This is a genomic window from Aeromonas sp. TECH754, assembly GCF_056279295.1.
Map to the genome: position 1 here is coordinate 1,210,797 of NZ_JBWBRA010000001.1, position 16,229 is coordinate 1,227,025.

The window sequence follows — 16,229 nt, forward strand, 5'->3', positions numbered from 1 at the left end:
CGGTTGTCGCGTTGAGAAAGGGTGATCAGCACGTGGCTCATGCTATGGCCTCCTGCAAGTTGTTCACATAGGTCTGATGCAGCGCGGTCGGTAGGCCATTGGCACCGAGCGGCAGGCCGAGCAGACCCTTGGCCAGCTGGTCGCTCAGGCGCAGGGTCAGCCGCCAGTGGTGGCCGCCCCAGGAGAAGGCAATCAGGCTGCCGGCATTGAGGGCCAGACGGGCGGCGTCGGCCGGGTTCAGCACCAGCATGGGCTCGCTCATGCGTGCCTGGATGACCGGGCTCCTGGCGGAGAGCTCTTCGCCACCGAACAGTTGATCGTAACTGACCACCTGCAGCGCCTCCTGGGCCTGGAAGGGCGTCGGGATGCTGTCGAACCAGCCGAGGCTGTCCTCACCCGGTTCCAGCAGACGGCGACCGGGATCCCCGGCACGCAGGTTGCCACCCACCTCGTCCTGGAACTTGTTCCAGGCGGACGGAGAGTTCCAGCCCGGCGCCCAGGCGAAGGGCACCTGTTGCATCGGTTGGCGGGCACCGGCGTAGCCTTCCATGGAGAAGGCGAACGGCGAGTCGGGATCCTGGGCGACCCGGGGTTCGCTCACGTCCTGATCCGCCAGCATGGAGGTGCGACCGCTGTAGCGGTGCGGCTCGCGGGCGAGTTTCATGCCGCGGATGCGCAGACCCGCGTTGGGGGCGGCTTCGCGCATGGCAGCCAGCAGCGGGGCGCTGGCGGCGCAGGCCGTGCTCACCTCATCGAAGGTGCTCCAGCGCAGCGGTTTTCTGTCCAGCGCGCCTTGCAGCGCGGCCAGCCAGCGCCAGCTCTCGCGCACCTGAATGTCGGCGTTGTAGAAGGCGGGGGCATAGACCTGGAAGAAGCGCTGGGCACGGCCTTCCATGTTCACCAGGGTGCCATCACCCTCGGCAAAGCTGGCGGCAGGCAAGACCAGACCCGCCTTCTGGGCGGTGCCGGTATCCTGGTGATCGATGACCAGCAGGTGTTGCAGGCGGTCGATGGCGGCATCGACGCGGCTGCGAGCGGAGCGGCGATAGAGATCGTTCTCCAGAGTGATCAGCGCGAGCTTCTCCTCCCCTTCGATGCGCTCGAGGGCGGCTTCCAGCGGTGCGGCCGTCCCGGCCAGCATGGCCAGTCCCAGGCTGTTGGCTTCTTGCGCCACCAGCGCCAGATCCACGGCCTGACCACGGCCCTTGAGGGCGCGGGCTATGTTGCTGGCAGCCTCGAGCAGCGCCTGGGAGCGGGCACCTGAGCCGGCGATGATGAGCGGCTTCTTGGCGTTGCCAAGCAACTCGGCCCAGCGTTCGGCCAGGGCTTGCTGCTCGGGAGCCAAGTCAGCTAGGGCAGGGGCCGAGCCATCGAGCAGATGGGCGATGGCGAAGCCGAGGCGCGCCTGATCTGCGTGGGGAGCGTGCAGAGTGCCGCTCGACACGTCGTCCAGACGGGTGCTGTCCAGGCTGGTGATGAGCAACGGGTAGCGCTCGTTCTGGGCCAGGGTCTGCACCGCGGCGACCTGCCACAGATCTACCTTCAGCTTGCGGGCGATCTCGCGACCCTTGCCCTTGACCGCCTGGCGCAGGGCCAGGGCGATGCGGGCGGCAGTCTGAGTGACGTCTTCACCGAGCACCAGCACGGCGTCGGCCTCTTCCATGTCCCGCAGGCTCGGGGTGCGCAGGCCACCCTGCTGCAGGATCTGCAGCATCTTCTGCAGGCATTCCCACTCGCTTTGCTCGACGCCGCTGTAGAAGTTGGCGGCGCCCACCAGCTCGCGCAGGGCGAAGTTGCTCTCCAGGGAGGCGCGCGGTGAGCCGATGCCGATGACGCCGGCGGCGGTGCGCAGGGCATCGGCGGCGCGGTTCAGGGCGCCGTCCACCGTGATGGCGAGTCTGTCGTTGCCGTCATGGAGCAGCGGCTGGCGCGGACGATCGGCCAGGTTGACGTGACCGTAGCCGAAGCGGCCGCGATCGCACAGGAAGTAGTGGTTCAGGGCGCCATGGTAGCGGTTCTCGATGCGGCGCAGCTCGCCGTAACGCTCACCCGGGCTGATGTTGCAGCCGACCGAGCACCCTTGGCAGATGCTGGGGGCGAACTGCATGTCCCACTTGCGGTTGTAACGCTCGGAGTGGGTCTTGTCGGTGAAGACGCCGGTGGGGCAGACCTCCACCAGGTTGCCGGAGAACTCGCTCTCCAGGGTACCGTCTTCGACCCGGCCGAAATAGACGTTGTCGTGGGCGCCATAGACACCGAGATCCTCGCCGCCGGCGTAGTCCTTGTAGTAACGGACGCAGCGATAGCAGGCGATGCAGCGGTTCATCTCGTGATTGATGAAGGGGCCCAGATCCTGATTCTGGTGGGTGCGCTTGGTGAAGCGGTAGCGACGGCTGTTGTGGCCGGTCATCACCGTCATGTCTTGCAGGTGGCAGGCGCCACCCTCTTCACACACCGGGCAATCGTGGGGGTGGTTGGTCATCTGCCACTCCACCACCGTCTTGCGGAACTCTTTCGCCTCTTCGTCCTCGATGGAGATATAGCTGCCATCGGTGGAGGGGGTCATGCAGGACATGACCAGGCGGCCGCGCTTGTCATCGGCATTCTGGTATTGCTTGACCGCACACTGGCGGCAGGCACCGACGCTACCGAGCGCCGGATGCCAGCAAAAATAGGGGACGTCAAGCCCTAAGGACAGACAGGCTTGCAGCAGATTGTCTGCCCCGTCTACCTCGTACTCTTTACCGTCTACATGAATGGTGGCCATACAACTTCCCTGACTTCAATTAGATAAAATCTTTGGCTCGCGCTAGTTCAGAGGACCAGCTGCGAACGCGCTATCGCGTCTTACCAGCGTTCGCCCAGCAGATTGGGCTGGATACCCTTGAACAGCTTGTGATTGTCATGGGGTGCCTTGATCCCGGCCTCGAACTCGGCGCGGAAATACTTCATGGCACTGCCAAGGGGTTCGACGGCGCCAGGGGCATGGGCGCAGAAGGTCTTGCCCGGGCCGAGGAAACTGACCAGCTGTTCCAGCGTGGCCAGATCTCCTTGCTGACCCTCGCCCCGCTCCAGCGCGCGCAACAGCTTGACGCTCCAGGGCAGGCCGTCGCGGCAGGGGGTGCACCAGCCACAGGATTCGCGAGCGAAGAACTCCTCCATGTTGCGCAGGAGTCCCACCATGTTGATGCTGTCATCCACCGCCATGGCGAGCCCGGTGCCCATCCGGGTACCGACCTTGCCGATGCCGCCGGCATACATCTGGGCATCCAGGTGCTCGGGCAGCAGGAAGCCGGTGCCGGCGCCGCCCGGTTGCCAGGCTTTCAGGCGATAGCCGGGTTTCATGCCACCGGCGTAGTTTTCAAACAGCTCGCGGGCGGTGATGCCAAACGGCAGCTCCCAGACCCCGGGGTTGTTGACCTTGCCGGAGAAACCCATCAGCTTGGTGCCGTGATCTTCGGATCCCGGCAGCGCCAGTCCCTTGTACCATTCGACACCGTTGCCGATGATGGCGGGCACGTTGCACAGGGTCTCGACGTTGTTGACGCAGGTCGGCTTGCCCCAGACGCCGGAGACGGCGGGGAAGGGGGGCTTGGCGCGCGGGTTGGCGCGGCGCCCTTCCAGGGAGTTGATGAGCGCCGTCTCTTCGCCGCAGATGTAACGCCCCGCGCCGGTGTGGACGAACAGCTCGAAGTCAAAACCCGACCCCAGGATGTTCTTGCCGAGCAGACCGGCCGCCTTGGCTTCTTCCACCGCGCGGCGCAGATTGATGGCGGCATCGACGTATTCGCCGCGTAGGAAGATGTAACCACGGTAGGCCTTGAGGGCCTTGGCGGAGATGATCATCCCCTCGATCAGCAGATGGGGCAGTTGCTCCATCAGCAGCCGATCCTTGTAGGTGTTCGGCTCCATCTCGTCGGCGTTGCAGAGCAGGTAACGGATGTTCATGCTCTCGTCTTTGGGCATCAGCCCCCACTTCACACCGGTGGAGAAGCCGGCGCCGCCGCGACCCTTGAGGCCGGCATCCTTGACGGTGCCGACGATCTCGTCAGGGCTCATCTGGCCCAGTGCCTTGCGAGCTGCATCATAGCCCTGCTTGCTCTGGTATTCGTCCAGCCAGACCGGCTGGCCGTCGTCACGCAACCGCCAGGTGAGCGGATGGGTCTCGGGGGCGCGGGCGATGCGGTTGGCGGTGCCAAGGGATGCAAGACTCATGGGTAGGCCTCCAGGGTCTTGAGCAGGCTGATGGCATCGAGCCCGCCGTAGGTGTCATCGTCGATCATCAGCGCCGGCCCCTTGTCGCAGTTGCCTAGGCAGCAGACCGGCAGCAGGGTGAAGCGGCCGTCGGCCGAGGTCTGGCCGGGGCCGAGATCCATGACCTCTTTCAAACCGGCCAACAACTGCTCGTGGCCGTTGATGTAGCAGACCATGCTGTCACAGACGCGAATGATGTGACGACCGACCGGTTGGCGGAAGATTTGGCTATAGAAAGTCGCGACCCCTTCCACGTCGCTGGCGGGGATGCCGAGCTCGGCGGCGATGGCATGAATGGCACCGTCCGGTACCCAGCCGCGGCCCTGCTGCACTATCTTGAGCGCTTCGATGCTGGCGGCACGGGGATCTTCGTAGTGGTGTTTCTCATGTTCGATGGCGTCGCGTTCGGCCTGGCTCAGGACGAAGCCGTCCTTCGGGAGCAGTCCATCCCCCTTGCCCTGGCACCCACTCTGTCCCGCTGGGGACGCTGTATTTTGGCACTGACATTGCTGGCTCATGACTTAACCTTCTGTCGCTTATTCTTCTTGTCCCGTTGCGCTCGGGTGTGAGCGCGGCGGGGACTTAACGATCCACATCCGACATAACGAAATCGATACTGCCCAGGTAGACGATGAGATCCGACACCATCTGGCCGCGGATCACCGAGGGGATCTGCTGCAGGTGGGCGAAGCTCGGGGTGCGGATCCGGGTCCGGTAGCTCATGGTGGAGCCATCGCTGGTCAGGTAGTAACTGTTGATCCCCTTGCTCGCCTCGATCATCTGGAAGGACTCGGCGGCCGGCATGACCGGGCCCCAGGACACTTGCAGGAAGTGGGTGATCAGGGTTTCGATGTCCTGCAGGGTGCGTTCTTTGGGCGGCGGCGTGGTGAGCGGGTGATCCGCCTTGAACGGCCCCTCCGGCATGTTCTTCACGCACTGCTCGATGATGCGCAGGCTCTGGCGAATTTCCTCGAAGCGCACCATGGCCCTGTCGTAGGCATCGCCGTTGGCACCCACCGGCACCTCGAACTCGAACTGGTCGTAGCCGGAGTAAGGGCGCCACTTGCGCACGTCGAAGTTGAGGCCGGTGGCGCGCAGGCCACCGCCGGTGGTGCCCCAGGCCAGCGCCTGCTCGGTGTTGTAGGCAGCGACACCGATGCTGCGGCCGCGCAAGATGCTGTTGCGCATGGCGGCTTTTTCATAATCCATCAGCCGTTTGGGCAGCCAGTCCAGCAGGTTCTCCTGGATGAGGCGAGCCCAGCCCACCGGCAGATCGTGTGCCACCCCACCGATGCGGAACCAAGCCGGGTGCATGCGCGCGCCGGTGATGGCTTCGATGATGGTGTAGATCTTCTGACGGTCGGTAAAGGTGAAGAAGACGGGGGTCATGGCGCCCACGTCCTGAATGTAGGTGCCGATGAACAGCAGGTGGCTCTGGATGCGGAACAGCTCCGACATCAGCACCCGGATCATGTCGACCCGTTGCGGTACCTTGATGCCCGCCAGCTTCTCGACCGCCAGCACGTAAGGCATGTTGTTGAGCGAACCGCCAAGGTACTCGACCCGGTCGGTGTAGGGGATGTAGCTGTGCCAGGACTGGCGCTCGCCCATCTTCTCCGCACCGCGGTGGTGGTATCCGATGTCGGGGACGCAGTTGCGGATCTCTTCACCATCGAGCTGCAGCACCAGACGGAAGGCCCCGTGGGCGGAGGGGTGGTTGGGCCCCAAGTTCAAGAACATGTAGTCCTCGTTCTCGTTGCCGCGGCTCATGCCCCACTCTTCGGGCTTGAACAGCAGGTTGTCCTGCTCCTGATCCTGCTTGACCGCATCGAGCATGAAGGGATCGAACTCGGTCGCCCGCGCCGGATAATCCTTGCGCAGCGGGTGACCCTGCCAGCTCTTTGGCATCATGATGCGGGTCAGATGGGGGTGACCATCGAAGGTGATGCCCATCAGATCCCAGACTTCCCGCTCGTACCAGTTGGCGTTGGGGAAGTGATTGCTGATGGTGGGCAGCGCCAGATCGCTCTCTTTGAGCGGCACCTTCAACATCACATCGGCGTTACGGTCGATGGAGATGAGGTGATAGAAGACGGTGAAGTCACTCTCGGGCAGGCCGTGGCGGTGGCTGCGCATCCGCTCGTCGGTGGCGCTGAGATCAAACAGCATCACGAAGGGGGAGGGCAACTTGCGCAAGAAGCCGATCACGTCCAGCAGCAGCTCGCGGGAGAGCCAGATGACCGGCACCCCGGTGCGGGTGCTCTGCACGGTGAAGCGCTCGGCACCGAAGTGGGCGAACAGCTCGCCGACCACCTGGGCATCTCCGTGATCGGAGGGCTGCCACTGGGACATGGTGTAGTTACTGGGGAATTCTCGAGTCAGTTTCATGATCAGATCTCATCCGGCGTGCGCAGGTTGGTGACGTCGATCCGTTCGCCGCGCTTGCGTTCCTTCTCGGCCTGCATCTGCGGGCGGTAAATTCCCTGATCGCCGGCCACCCAGGAGAGGGGACGGCGCTCCTTGCCGATGGAGTCCTGCAGCAGCATCAGCGCCTGCAAGAAGGCTTCGGGGCGGGGCGGGCAGCCAGGAATATAGACGTCGACCGGCAGGAACTTGTCCACGCCCTGCACCACTGAGTAGATGTCGTACATGCCGCCCGAGTTGGCACAGGCGCCCATGGAAATGACCCATTTGGGTTCGAGCAACTGCTCATACAGACGCTGGATGACCGGTGCCATCTTGATGAAGGGGGTTCCTGCGATCACCATGAAGTCTGCCTGACGAGGCGAGGCCCGGATGACTTCGGCGCCGAAACGGGCGACGTCATGGGGGGAGGTGAAGGCGGTACACATCTCCACATAACAGCAGGATATGCCGAAGTTGTAGGGCCAGAGGGAGTTCTTGCGGCCCCAGTTGACTGTGTCTTGCAACACCTCTTCGAGGCGCCCGATCATGATGCCGCGTGAGGCCTCCTGGGCCAGGGGATCCTCGACGGTTTGGCGCTGTTCCTGCGGGTAGCGCTCAACGGGCGCATCCGGGTCAATCCGGGTCAGGGTGTACTTCATGGTGCAACCTCAAAGGGAGTATCAGTAATTCAGTCTGGCTTCTTGTCAGTCAGGACAGGTTTCTTCGGTGCCCAGTCGAGTGCACCGATACGCCACAGGTAGACGAGGCCCACCAGCAGCAGAGTGATAAAGATGGCGGCTTCAATAAAACCAACCCAGCCACTTTCCCGAACGGAAACGGACCAGGCGAAGAGGTAGAGTGCCTCGACGTCGAAGATGACGAAGAACATGGCGACCAGATAAAACTTGGCGGAGAAACGCAGCCGAGCATTACCGACGGAGTCGATGCCGGATTCGAAAGGTTTGTTCTTGGCTCGGCCGTAAGCTCGCCCCCCCAACAAGGATGCCAGGCCGATCATGGTCAGGCAGATACAGATGGCCCCAACGACATAGACAGCAAAAGCCCAATGCTGGACAGCAATATCAGCAAACATAGGAGTTTTCCCTAACCGAATTAATCACGTGAGTTAACAAGGGTGTTACGTATTATGCCATGGGGATGCTGATTTACATGTCATTTCAAAGGATTAATTATTAATCAAAGGGAAGAAAAACGGTTTTTGCTAGCGGGGTCAAGGTTCCTATTTGAGAATCATTTTCAATCGCTTTTGTGATTCGGGATAAATCACTGGATCGTTGGAAAAATAAACTAATCGAAAAAGTGAAAAACCCCGCGTTGCGGGGCCTTGTCATCAGGGGGTGAGGATGGGAAGGGCCTGCTCGGCCGCTTTGCCCTGGGAGAGCACTATCTCCACTCGCCGATTGGCCTGGCGGTGGGCCGGCGTGTCGTTGGGATAGCGGGGTTGAGTATCGGCCGCCCCCTGGGCGACGACTCGCCGTGAGTCCAGTTTGGGGTTGGTGAGCAGGGTGTGAACTATGGTAGCCGCCCGCAGCACCGACAGCTCCCAGTTGTTGCGATAGAGTTCCACCGGCGCCTGCGAGTTGTCGGTGTGACCGGTCACCACCACCATGCCCGGGATGTTGGCCAGCACATCGGAGACTTTATTGACCAGCGGGATGAACTGGGGCTGGAGGAAGGCCGAATCCGCCGGGAACAGGGTCTTCTCACCGATCCGGATCACCAGCTGGCTGCCGAGTTGTTCGACCTCCAGCTCCTTGGATTCAATCTGGCTCTTGAGCTGCTGCTCCAGCTTCTGTTTGGTGATGGCGGCCCAGTCCTGCTCCTTGGTCTTGTGCGGCCAGGACTGGGTTGCGCTGGGTTGCTCCGAGGCACCTATGGTCTCGTTGAAGGGATCGGCCGCGGCAGCTGGCGTCTGGGTGTCCAGTACCTGCTCTTTCTGGGAGGAGCCGGGGGTTGTCTTGGACTCGGGCTCCAGGATCCCGGTACCACCTTGCATCACCGGAGAGCCGGCAGGCATGGAGATGAGGCCGATTTTACCCAAAGATTCGATAAAGCCCTGGATCAGCACCCGGGTCTCCGACTGCTTGGCCATGGCGAAGGAGTAGAGCACCACGAACAGGGCAAACAACAGAGTCATGAAGTCCGCATAGGAGACCAGCCAGCGTTCATGGTTCTCCGGAGCCTCAGGCTTTTTCTTTTTGGCCACCGTGACCTCCGAGGTAGGGTTCAAGGGTCACTTGCAGCCGCTGCTGTGACTCGCCATCCACGATGCAGAGGATGCCGGTCAGGGTCATCTCCTTGTAGTGACGGATCTGATGGGCGAACCCTTTGTAGCGGTTGCCAAACGGCAGGAAGATCAGGTTGGCGGCGCCGACCCCGTAGATGGTGGCAATGAAGGCCACCGCGATGGCGCCACCGAGCTTGTCCGGTGCATCCAGCAGTCCCATGGCGTGGATCAGGCCGAACACGGCGCCGACGATCCCCATGGTCGGGCAGTAGCCGCCCATGGCTTCGTAGAATTTGACGGTCTGCTCGAGATCTTCATGCTCGAATTCGATCTCGTTTTCCAGCACCTCGTGGATCTTGGTCTTCTCGTAGCCGTCGACCATCATCTGCACCCCTTTTTGCAGGAAGGGATCCTTGATGTCATCGATCATGCCCTCCAGCGCCAGCATGCCGCTGCGTCGCGCGTTGCCCGCGAGGTTCTCCAGCAACTGGGCCTGCTCCAGCATGTCGAGGCGAGGGGGGGTGATGAGCCACTTGAAGCGCTTCAAGGTCTTGCCCACCACGGAGAAGGGAAACTGCGTCAGGGCGGCACCCACTGTGCCCCCGATCACGATGAGGAAGGCGGGCAAGTCGAGCAGGGCGCTGGGGTGCCCCCCCTCAATCAGGTTGCCACCCAAAATGGCTGCCAAGGCTAACAGCAAACCGATCAGACTCATGTGTCCGTGTCCCTATGCGAAAAATGTGGCTAGTGTATCCACTTAACTATCAGTTTTTCAAAATGATATCCAATCGGTGAGCAATATCCGAGAGGCATAACCGAATGTGGCGACTCCCTTGTTTCGGCCGGGATGACAAAACCATGAGCATCACAGGAGAGAAGCCCTGCCAAGCGCCACTTACCCGAGAGATGAATGAAGGAAATGCCAGAAATCTCCGGACGCGGTATGGCTGGACTTTGGCATCAGTCAATTTCGCGTTATTTGACGAGTCTCTGCGGTAGAGCCGGCCGTTCTGCGCTGCAGAAGAGTGCGCCAAGGTAGGGTTGCAATATAGGCAGGAGGCCTCCAGGCCGGATCGCCCACGCGAGAGCGCCGGGCATGGCAAGCCATCATCCATTGATTTGGAGCCAAGCAGGTATAACGGGTGTGAGGCTGGCCTTTGTCTGAAAATCCCCTTGATAACTTTTAGACTGAAATCACGGTTTCCTCTATATGAACAATATATCTTGCTAATTAAGGCTAATGGAACGGTCTGATTATGCCGGTTGCGTATTCTATCGAGTATTGTCGCGACATATTATAAAAGGAGTATGAACATGCCAGAGACCCATTTTTTTCCTGCCCAGGCAAATGAGTTTGGTTATGTCATCGTAGACCTGACTGATGACGGTAAAGCCATACTCGAACGTCATCCGCTGATAGGTTTTGCGACGCAGGTTTCTGAGAGCCGTTTTCAGAAGACCATCGTCCAAACCAGGCCCGTCTGTACGGTTGGAGACAATCTGACTCCCGATTTCATCCAGCGGCACGATGGATCCTTCACCGACTGCAATGGTGAGCGCCTCAGCCATTCCCTGACGGACATGATGCACTGCTTCGGTTTCGAGCCCGAGGAACAGCTCATGCGCCACCCGGATAATGGGGGGGAACTTTTCGGGCGTCGGTGGCATAGCGCGGCCTAGTTTAAAAGCCGTCTAGCCACCCATTTTTGAATGGAACTCTTTCCTTGCCTGCAAGAGGAAGGGGCACGATTCCAGAAGGGGGCCGCTTAAAATGCCAGTGATAGGGTGCCGGCATGAAGCGTTCTGGATGATCGCGGGATCGTCAGTGAAGCTGAAGGATTGTCACTGCTAGAAAGGGGTTGTTCGAACGCCGGAATGAGCGATATGCCTCGATGGCGGATGAGTCGTGATTGTGCTGAGTGACGCTATCAACAAACAAAAAGCCGACCCATAAAGCAAAAAACCGACCCTGAGGTCGGTTTTTCTAATTTGGCGGTGAGGGAGGGATTCGAACCCTCGATACTCATCGCACCACGGTAACCCACTGATTTCATTGCGACAAAACAGCTTTCAATCTCAGCTACTGTACCACTTCTTTGTACCACTTAACGCCAAACTAGCTCAGTGTTACGTTTGTAAGTCTAGCTGATACAACGTTGCCATTAACTGTCGTTGCATAGAAAGAGAGCTCTATGCTACGGCTAGCATCTAAAGCCTTGAGAATCGCTGATTGCTCAGCCTCTTTCAATGTCATTCGATCAGCTTTAATCGTAAAGGACTGATTCAAATCAGCACAGAGTACACTGACACTTAAGTGTTGAGAGTATTTCTTATAGCCACTGATAAAACACTGTGATCTGTACTCTTTTGATGCCCGAGCGGTTAACTCCGGTTCAGCCATTTTTTGTATCTGTTGATTGCTGAACTTATGGCCGCCAAACTCCAATTCATCTGCATCGGGAACTGATTTCACAACTTCAGAATATCCGTTGCTGAGGCGTTCTAGGATTTGATCACCACGACTATCAAGTGACTCCTTCGCGTGCGTGAGGGCGATCAAACGCAAGGCTTCTATGGAAGCTTTGGCTGGCTCCATGGCTGTGCTCAACCTCTTTGTTTCTTCTTGGGCAAGAGCAACCTTGGCCTCGTTCTCGAAGTAGCTATCAGCGATGTACCCACCACCAATGGCTATCGCCAATACAGTCACAACAGCGATCTTTTCTTTTCCTGTCATGCCTTTCAGCACCAAGTCCATGAACTCACAAAACCTCGATAGATAAACATCAGCGTCACCTTCACTCTTGGTTGAGCCCTTTGAGACAGTGAAGACCAGTTCTCCGATGATCTCTTTATCATCGTTCGTCAGTTTCTGAAGATTGATCGTACCATACTTAGCTAGACAGTAAGCACGTTTGGCTTCTTCTTGGAATGTCAGCAGACCAGCCAAGAGACCACTGGGTAGAGATTGCTGATATCTTTTTCCTGATACACGAACGTCTACTTTCGGCCATCCTTGGAACCTGAGACTCGGACAGTTAGATATCTCTTCGTTTGAATCCAATATGCTCAGGGCAAAGTTTAAAAATTCTTCTTCAGTTCTTATGATTTTTGGTTGCATTTCACGAGCCCGTATAGCAGAAGATGCAGCATCTTATTGGTTTTTATGCTTATTAAAAATGGGGTGTGGAGCTCACAACCCCAAATTAAGTCGATTCAATCAGAATGTTCCATCCGAATGACCCGATGGATACTCGACAGGCTAACAGCAAGTTGCCGGGCGATTTCTGCTTTTGGCACTTTTAGTTTCAAAAGTCTCATTATGTCAGCTTGCTTTGCTCGAGCTGTCGGCTTACGGCCCTTGTAGACCCCTTTGACCTTCGCCAAAGCAATCCCTTCCGCCTGACGCTCCAGCATGATTTCCCGCTCGAACGTGGCGATGGCTCCGATCATGGTCAGCATCAGTTTGCCTGTCGGAGTGGCCGTGTCGATGCCCAGATTCTGGATCTGCAATGTTACCCCTTTGGCGTGCAGCTGGTCTGTGATCTCCAGCAAGTGGCGGGTGTTTCGGGCCAGACGATCCAGCTTGGTCACTTTTAGCACGTCTCCAGAGCGGGCGAATTCGAGCATTGCCTGTAGTTGCGGCCTATCCGTCTTGCTACCGCTGACCTTCTCCTGAAAAACTTTTTCACACTCCGCCAGTGCTGTCAGCTGCTGCTCCAGCGATTGCCCCGTGGTCGAAACACGGGCATACCCGATGATTGCCATGATGGCCTCCCAATAAGCTCAAGACCCTATGAGAAAAACCTGTCAAAACTCGTAAACTAACCCGTGTGACAGGGGTTGCCGGGGGGCTTCCGGTCTGTCACACGGGCATGGTCTATTGAGAGTCCGTCTCCTTCGGTTGCTCAGGCTGGGTCTGCATCTTTTGGATGCCCTCCTTGATGAGGACAGCCAAGGCGGCAAGCAGACCAGCCTCCAGAGCCTTGAACAGCGGGTTAGCAGATGTGATGTTTTCCATTGGGTTCTCCTATGGTGTGTCCCATCTCTCTTATACCGGGGTAGGGTCTCAATGTTGCCCACCAGATTTCCTTATGCTGGTGGGACTTGGGATAGTTTTTTCAGGGCATCTGGCACGGCGGGATCGTTACTACCTTCTTGATCTTTCTCCTCTGGGTGGCTTGTAGGCTCCCCACTCGGTGCAGTAAATGGGTAAGGAGTAATAGCCACCACTAAACGGGTATATAAAACGGGGTGGCACAGCCGACACACTGACACACAATCGCGAAAAAGCCCTTGAACACGTTCTTAAATGTGTATGCGGGACTCAATGTGACCGCACACATCGACCAAAAATGTGTCAGCAGGAAATCGGTTGAGGTGTGGTCAGACGGTAATAGGCCCGATTCCCGCTGTGCCTTGGGGGGCTCAACCGCCAGCCAAGCCGCTCCGCAATCTGCTTTAAATCCCGTCTGGGCTGGGCGGGATAACGCAGATACCCGGCAGGATCGCAGGTATAAGCACTCTGTGCAGACTCCCGCGTGATGTCGATATGCCGCCCTTCCTGCCGCCATGTCATCGCCCCCAGCAGCCCTTGCAGGTACTCCTCAACGCTCAGGATGCGTCCCTGAGCCCGGCAGATGGTAGCCCACAGCTCTTGCTCCTCGTGCCGAATCCTGAGCGGTCTGCAGCCCGTCTGCTGCTCGATGCAGCCATCACGCTGTTGATCTGCCAAGCGGTTTACTGGCTCCTGATGGTACTTCTCGTCGAACTCCAGCAGATAAACCTCCTGCCGGGTCGGTCTATTGAAATATCTCCCGTTCGGGTCGACCCACTGCATATTCACTCGAAAATCCACCCGGTAAGGGCCACAAGCGAACTGCGGGCACTCTTCTATTCGCAAACCCGGCTGCTGCACTTGAAAGTAAGCAACCAGCGGGGCCAAGTATTCCACATAAAATGCAGCCTCATAGCGACTCTGGCCTTCCTTTCGTGGTATCGATTGTCCGGTCAACCGTTCAATTTCCGCTATCAGCTCTCCATTCAGATGAGAGCTGGAGCCATAGGTCAACACGGCCAAGGCTTGCAGGGGCGTCCATGTACCCAAGCCGTTATTCGGGTCAGGAATTTCCGGCAGTTCTAGCCCCTGCACCTGCCGGATATTACTGATTGCCCGTCTGACATACTGGGCGTACCGTCCATTGAAGCCAGGTATCTGCGTAAGCGTTCCCCGTGGATCAATAAGCCCTTGTGCAGGAGGCCCGATAAAAATTTCTGTCACGTTCAATGCAGCCTCCAACGGCCTCTTTGTTCCCTTTTATCCGGCATCAGCCGGGATAGGGGCCAGCGGGATAGCTTCAACAGCTGCTAGTTTCTGGCTCAACGTGTAGGCCCCATAGTTTCGCCCTGTCGCCGTCCTCTCAGCGTGTTGGCTGTGACCCGTGATGGCGTTCTGCACGTCCTCACGAACCTCGGCAGTCCGTAGCAAGGTGATGAAGGTGTGCCGGAAGCTATGGAATGGCTGAATATCTTCCCGCACGATGTTGAGCTTTTCACGCAAGTGCCGCTGCCACCACACTCCCAGCCGCACATGGTAGTTCTGCTTGGGGCCAGAGGGCTGTAACTGGGGGAACAGGCGGCCATCGGCAGGTAAGGTGCGAACATAGTCCAGCAGGCCCAAAGCCAACAGATGGGGATGCACCGGAATGTCCCGGTTACTGCTGCGATTCTTCACGCTCTGATCTTCCCGCAACTCCGCCACCCGGAAGAACCAGACATCATCCTGCTGCATCAAGTCTGCCACGTAGAGCTGGCAAATTTCCTCGGCCCGAGCCCCCGTGTAGTAGAGCATCAGCGGCACCCAGTAGTGAGCCTCTCCGAAACGGGTATGCTGGGTGCGTCCAGCAAACAAGGGGGAACCAAACAGGGTCGCCAGCTCGGTAGTGGTGTACGGGCGTTCCGGTTCGGCCAGCGGGTTGACCGCCGTCTCTGCATACTTGAGTCCGTGAGCCGGGTTGTACTCCAACAGTCCATCTTCAACCGCAAGCCCTAACACAGCAGACAGGGCACGCCCCAACTTCTTGACGGTGGCGGCTGATAGAGAAGGCAAGCTGTGCTCTTGGGCATGGGCAATCTGCTGGCGTAACGGCATAGCCGAAACGTCCTGTTTGGGACGAGCTGGCAGTTGCTCCATCAGGTTGCGGAACTCGGCAACATTCCGTTTCGTTATCTCCTCGATCTCCTTATCACCCAGCAACTCGATGAACCGATCAACGGCGACCTGATACTCAAGGATGCGGCCTTCTGCTTTCTTCGGTTCTCGTCGCCGGACGGTGGCCTTGTAGCGTTCAAACAGAGCTGACAGACGTAACCCACGTGTGCCAATGAGTGGGGTTGTGGTGGCCCCGGTAGGTACAAGGGGGATCTCCGGCTGGCCGATGCGTTTCTGTATGGCGTTGATGCGGGTGTTTTGCAGGACGGCAGCCGACAGTTGCAGGAACTTATCCGCAAGCCGCCGAGCGAAAGCCTGGTAGTTGGCCGAACCGACATATAGGCGAAGCCCTGAGACTTGGAAGGCTTCGTCGATGTAAGGGGCCATCCACGTGAGGAAGCGATCCATCCGTTTGGCATCGGGTGTCCGCTCCAGTTCAGCCATCAGCGTAGTGAGGGTATCGGTGTGGTCATCCCAAACCAAATCGTCACCATCCCACACCCGATGGATGAAGCTGCCATAAACATCTGGGTCGTCGAGACGCTCAACCATCGCGTCGTACCAACGGTCAGCTGCGTTGGAGAGGTCGAGAGGCTGCACCACCAGATCCATCTTGGCGGCCTCCAGCAGGCGGTGTAGCTCATCCAGAACAGTTAAGGCGGCCCGAGTAGCTTCTTGCTTGTTCTTGGTCTTCAGAGATCGACGAAGCTCCGTCTTGTTGATCACAAGGCGGATGGTCTCAGGGACGACGACACGGGCGTACCACGTGCCATGATGGTCTTGGGAAAGGTTGCTCATAGACCTCATTTTGTATCACCTTTTTGTACCACCTCGGAAGTGTTGGGGTGGATGGGTTGATCACAAAATCGCTATGAAATCAGGAAGTTTTTGACTCATAAAGAAAAACCCCCGCTCGAAAGCAGGGGTTTACTGTTTGGCGGTGAGGGAGGGATTCGAACCCTCGATACGTTGCCGTATACACACTTTCCAGGCGTGCTCCTTCAGCCACTCGGACACCTCACCAAATTTTTGACTGCGGTTTAACGTGTTCAATCGCCACGGAGTTCGCTGCGCAGTTGCGCTGGAACGGGGCGTAATTTAGGGGAAAGCGGA

At 58.5% G+C, this 16,229-nt stretch carries 14 protein-coding genes and 1 tRNA gene; 1 reads left to right on the top strand and 14 read right to left on the bottom strand.

Annotation, left to right across the window (positions count from 1 at the left end; translation table 11 throughout):
• Window positions 1-37 precede the first annotated feature (37 nt).
• The 8 genes from nuoG to ACZ9IL_RS05255 form a co-directional block, all read right to left on the bottom strand.
• On the bottom strand, window positions 38-2,767 hold the full coding sequence (gene nuoG / locus ACZ9IL_RS05220; protein ID WP_476002555.1) for an NADH-quinone oxidoreductase subunit NuoG: 2,730 nt from the start codon (window positions 2,765-2,767) through the stop codon (window positions 38-40).
• A gap of 80 nt (window positions 2,768-2,847) precedes the next feature.
• Window positions 2,848-4,215 carry an NADH-quinone oxidoreductase subunit NuoF gene (nuoF, locus tag ACZ9IL_RS05225; protein ID WP_476002556.1) on the bottom strand — a complete coding sequence of 456 codons (1,368 nt, stop codon included), beginning with the start codon at window positions 4,213-4,215 and terminating at the stop codon, window positions 2,848-2,850.
• Window positions 4,212-4,772 (bottom strand): NADH-quinone oxidoreductase subunit NuoE, encoded by a 561-nt coding sequence (gene nuoE, locus ACZ9IL_RS05230; RefSeq protein WP_476002557.1) that lies wholly within the window; start codon window positions 4,770-4,772, stop codon window positions 4,212-4,214. The genes nuoF and nuoE overlap by 4 nt, the downstream gene beginning before the upstream one ends.
• 64 nt (window positions 4,773-4,836) lie before the next feature.
• Window positions 4,837-6,642: an NADH-quinone oxidoreductase subunit C/D gene (gene nuoC, locus ACZ9IL_RS05235; RefSeq protein ID WP_476002558.1), complete on the bottom strand. Its 1,806-nt coding sequence runs from the start codon at window positions 6,640-6,642 to the stop codon at window positions 4,837-4,839.
• Between the two features lie 2 nt (window positions 6,643-6,644).
• Window positions 6,645-7,319, bottom strand: coding sequence for a NuoB/complex I 20 kDa subunit family protein (locus tag ACZ9IL_RS05240; protein WP_476002559.1), 675 nt, complete (start codon window positions 7,317-7,319; stop codon window positions 6,645-6,647).
• Window positions 7,320-7,348: 29 nt separating this feature from the next.
• Window positions 7,349-7,753, bottom strand: a complete 405-nt coding sequence (locus ACZ9IL_RS05245) for an NADH-quinone oxidoreductase subunit A (RefSeq protein WP_476002560.1) — start codon at window positions 7,751-7,753, stop codon at window positions 7,349-7,351.
• Window positions 7,754-8,011: 258 nt separating this feature from the next.
• Window positions 8,012-8,887 (bottom strand): flagellar motor protein MotB, encoded by an 876-nt coding sequence (locus ACZ9IL_RS05250; RefSeq protein WP_476002561.1) that lies wholly within the window; start codon window positions 8,885-8,887, stop codon window positions 8,012-8,014.
• A complete protein-coding gene (locus tag ACZ9IL_RS05255; RefSeq protein ID WP_033129137.1) occupies window positions 8,865-9,623 on the bottom strand; it encodes a flagellar motor protein in 759 nt (252 codons plus the stop codon). The genes ACZ9IL_RS05250 and ACZ9IL_RS05255 overlap by 23 nt, the downstream gene beginning before the upstream one ends.
• A 599-nt stretch (window positions 9,624-10,222) precedes the next feature.
• On the opposite strand from ACZ9IL_RS05255, the gene ACZ9IL_RS05260 reads away from it, so the two are divergent.
• The gene (locus ACZ9IL_RS05260; protein ID WP_476002562.1) at window positions 10,223-10,588 is read left to right on the top strand and encodes a hypothetical protein; all 366 of its coding nucleotides are present in this window, start codon (window positions 10,223-10,225) and stop codon (window positions 10,586-10,588) included.
• Between the two features lie 436 nt (window positions 10,589-11,024).
• Here ACZ9IL_RS05260 and ACZ9IL_RS05265 read toward each other — a convergent pair whose 3' ends face one another.
• The 6 genes from ACZ9IL_RS05265 to ACZ9IL_RS05290 form a co-directional block, all read right to left on the bottom strand.
• Window positions 11,025-12,026: a hypothetical protein gene (locus tag ACZ9IL_RS05265; protein WP_476002563.1), complete on the bottom strand. Its 1,002-nt coding sequence runs from the start codon at window positions 12,024-12,026 to the stop codon at window positions 11,025-11,027.
• 95 nt (window positions 12,027-12,121) lie between these two features.
• A complete protein-coding gene (locus ACZ9IL_RS05270) occupies window positions 12,122-12,673 on the bottom strand; it encodes a recombinase family protein (protein WP_476002564.1) in 552 nt (183 codons plus the stop codon).
• Window positions 12,674-12,785: 112 nt separating this feature from the next.
• A complete protein-coding gene (locus ACZ9IL_RS05275) occupies window positions 12,786-12,926 on the bottom strand; it encodes a hypothetical protein (protein WP_476002565.1) in 141 nt (46 codons plus the stop codon).
• Between the two features lie 339 nt (window positions 12,927-13,265).
• Entirely contained in the window at window positions 13,266-14,192 is a 927-nt protein-coding gene (locus ACZ9IL_RS05280) for a hypothetical protein (protein WP_476002566.1), read from the bottom strand.
• A gap of 30 nt (window positions 14,193-14,222) precedes the next feature.
• Window positions 14,223-15,914, bottom strand: a complete 1,692-nt coding sequence (locus tag ACZ9IL_RS05285) for a DUF6538 domain-containing protein (RefSeq protein ID WP_476002567.1) — start codon at window positions 15,912-15,914, stop codon at window positions 14,223-14,225.
• A gap of 137 nt (window positions 15,915-16,051) precedes the next feature.
• Window positions 16,052-16,139, bottom strand: a tRNA-Ser gene (locus ACZ9IL_RS05290).
• Window positions 16,140-16,229: the final 90 nt, after the last annotated feature.

What these genes read in the sequence shown, in the direction of transcription:
- nuoG (WP_476002555.1), bottom strand. Translation starts at nt 2,767, where the DNA reads ATGGCCACCATTCATGTAGACGGTAAAGAGTACGAGGTAGACGGGGCA.
- nuoF (WP_476002556.1), bottom strand. Translation starts at nt 4,215, where the DNA reads ATGAGTCTTGCATCCCTTGGCACCGCCAACCGCATCGCCCGCGCCCCC.
- nuoE (WP_476002557.1), bottom strand. Translation starts at nt 4,772, where the DNA reads ATGAGCCAGCAATGTCAGTGCCAAAATACAGCGTCCCCAGCGGGACAG.
- nuoC (WP_476002558.1), bottom strand. Translation starts at nt 6,642, where the DNA reads ATGAAACTGACTCGAGAATTCCCCAGTAACTACACCATGTCCCAGTGG.
- ACZ9IL_RS05240 (WP_476002559.1), bottom strand. Translation starts at nt 7,319, where the DNA reads ATGAAGTACACCCTGACCCGGATTGACCCGGATGCGCCCGTTGAGCGC.
- ACZ9IL_RS05245 (WP_476002560.1), bottom strand. Translation starts at nt 7,753, where the DNA reads ATGTTTGCTGATATTGCTGTCCAGCATTGGGCTTTTGCTGTCTATGTC.
- ACZ9IL_RS05255 (WP_033129137.1), bottom strand. Translation starts at nt 9,623, where the DNA reads ATGAGTCTGATCGGTTTGCTGTTAGCCTTGGCAGCCATTTTGGGTGGC.
- ACZ9IL_RS05260 (WP_476002562.1), top strand. Translation starts at nt 10,223, where the DNA reads ATGCCAGAGACCCATTTTTTTCCTGCCCAGGCAAATGAGTTTGGTTAT.
- ACZ9IL_RS05265 (WP_476002563.1), bottom strand. Translation starts at nt 12,026, where the DNA reads ATGCAACCAAAAATCATAAGAACTGAAGAAGAATTTTTAAACTTTGCC.
- ACZ9IL_RS05270 (WP_476002564.1), bottom strand. Translation starts at nt 12,673, where the DNA reads ATGGCAATCATCGGGTATGCCCGTGTTTCGACCACGGGGCAATCGCTG.
- ACZ9IL_RS05275 (WP_476002565.1), bottom strand. Translation starts at nt 12,926, where the DNA reads ATGGAAAACATCACATCTGCTAACCCGCTGTTCAAGGCTCTGGAGGCT.
- ACZ9IL_RS05285 (WP_476002567.1), bottom strand. Translation starts at nt 15,914, where the DNA reads ATGAGCAACCTTTCCCAAGACCATCATGGCACGTGGTACGCCCGTGTC.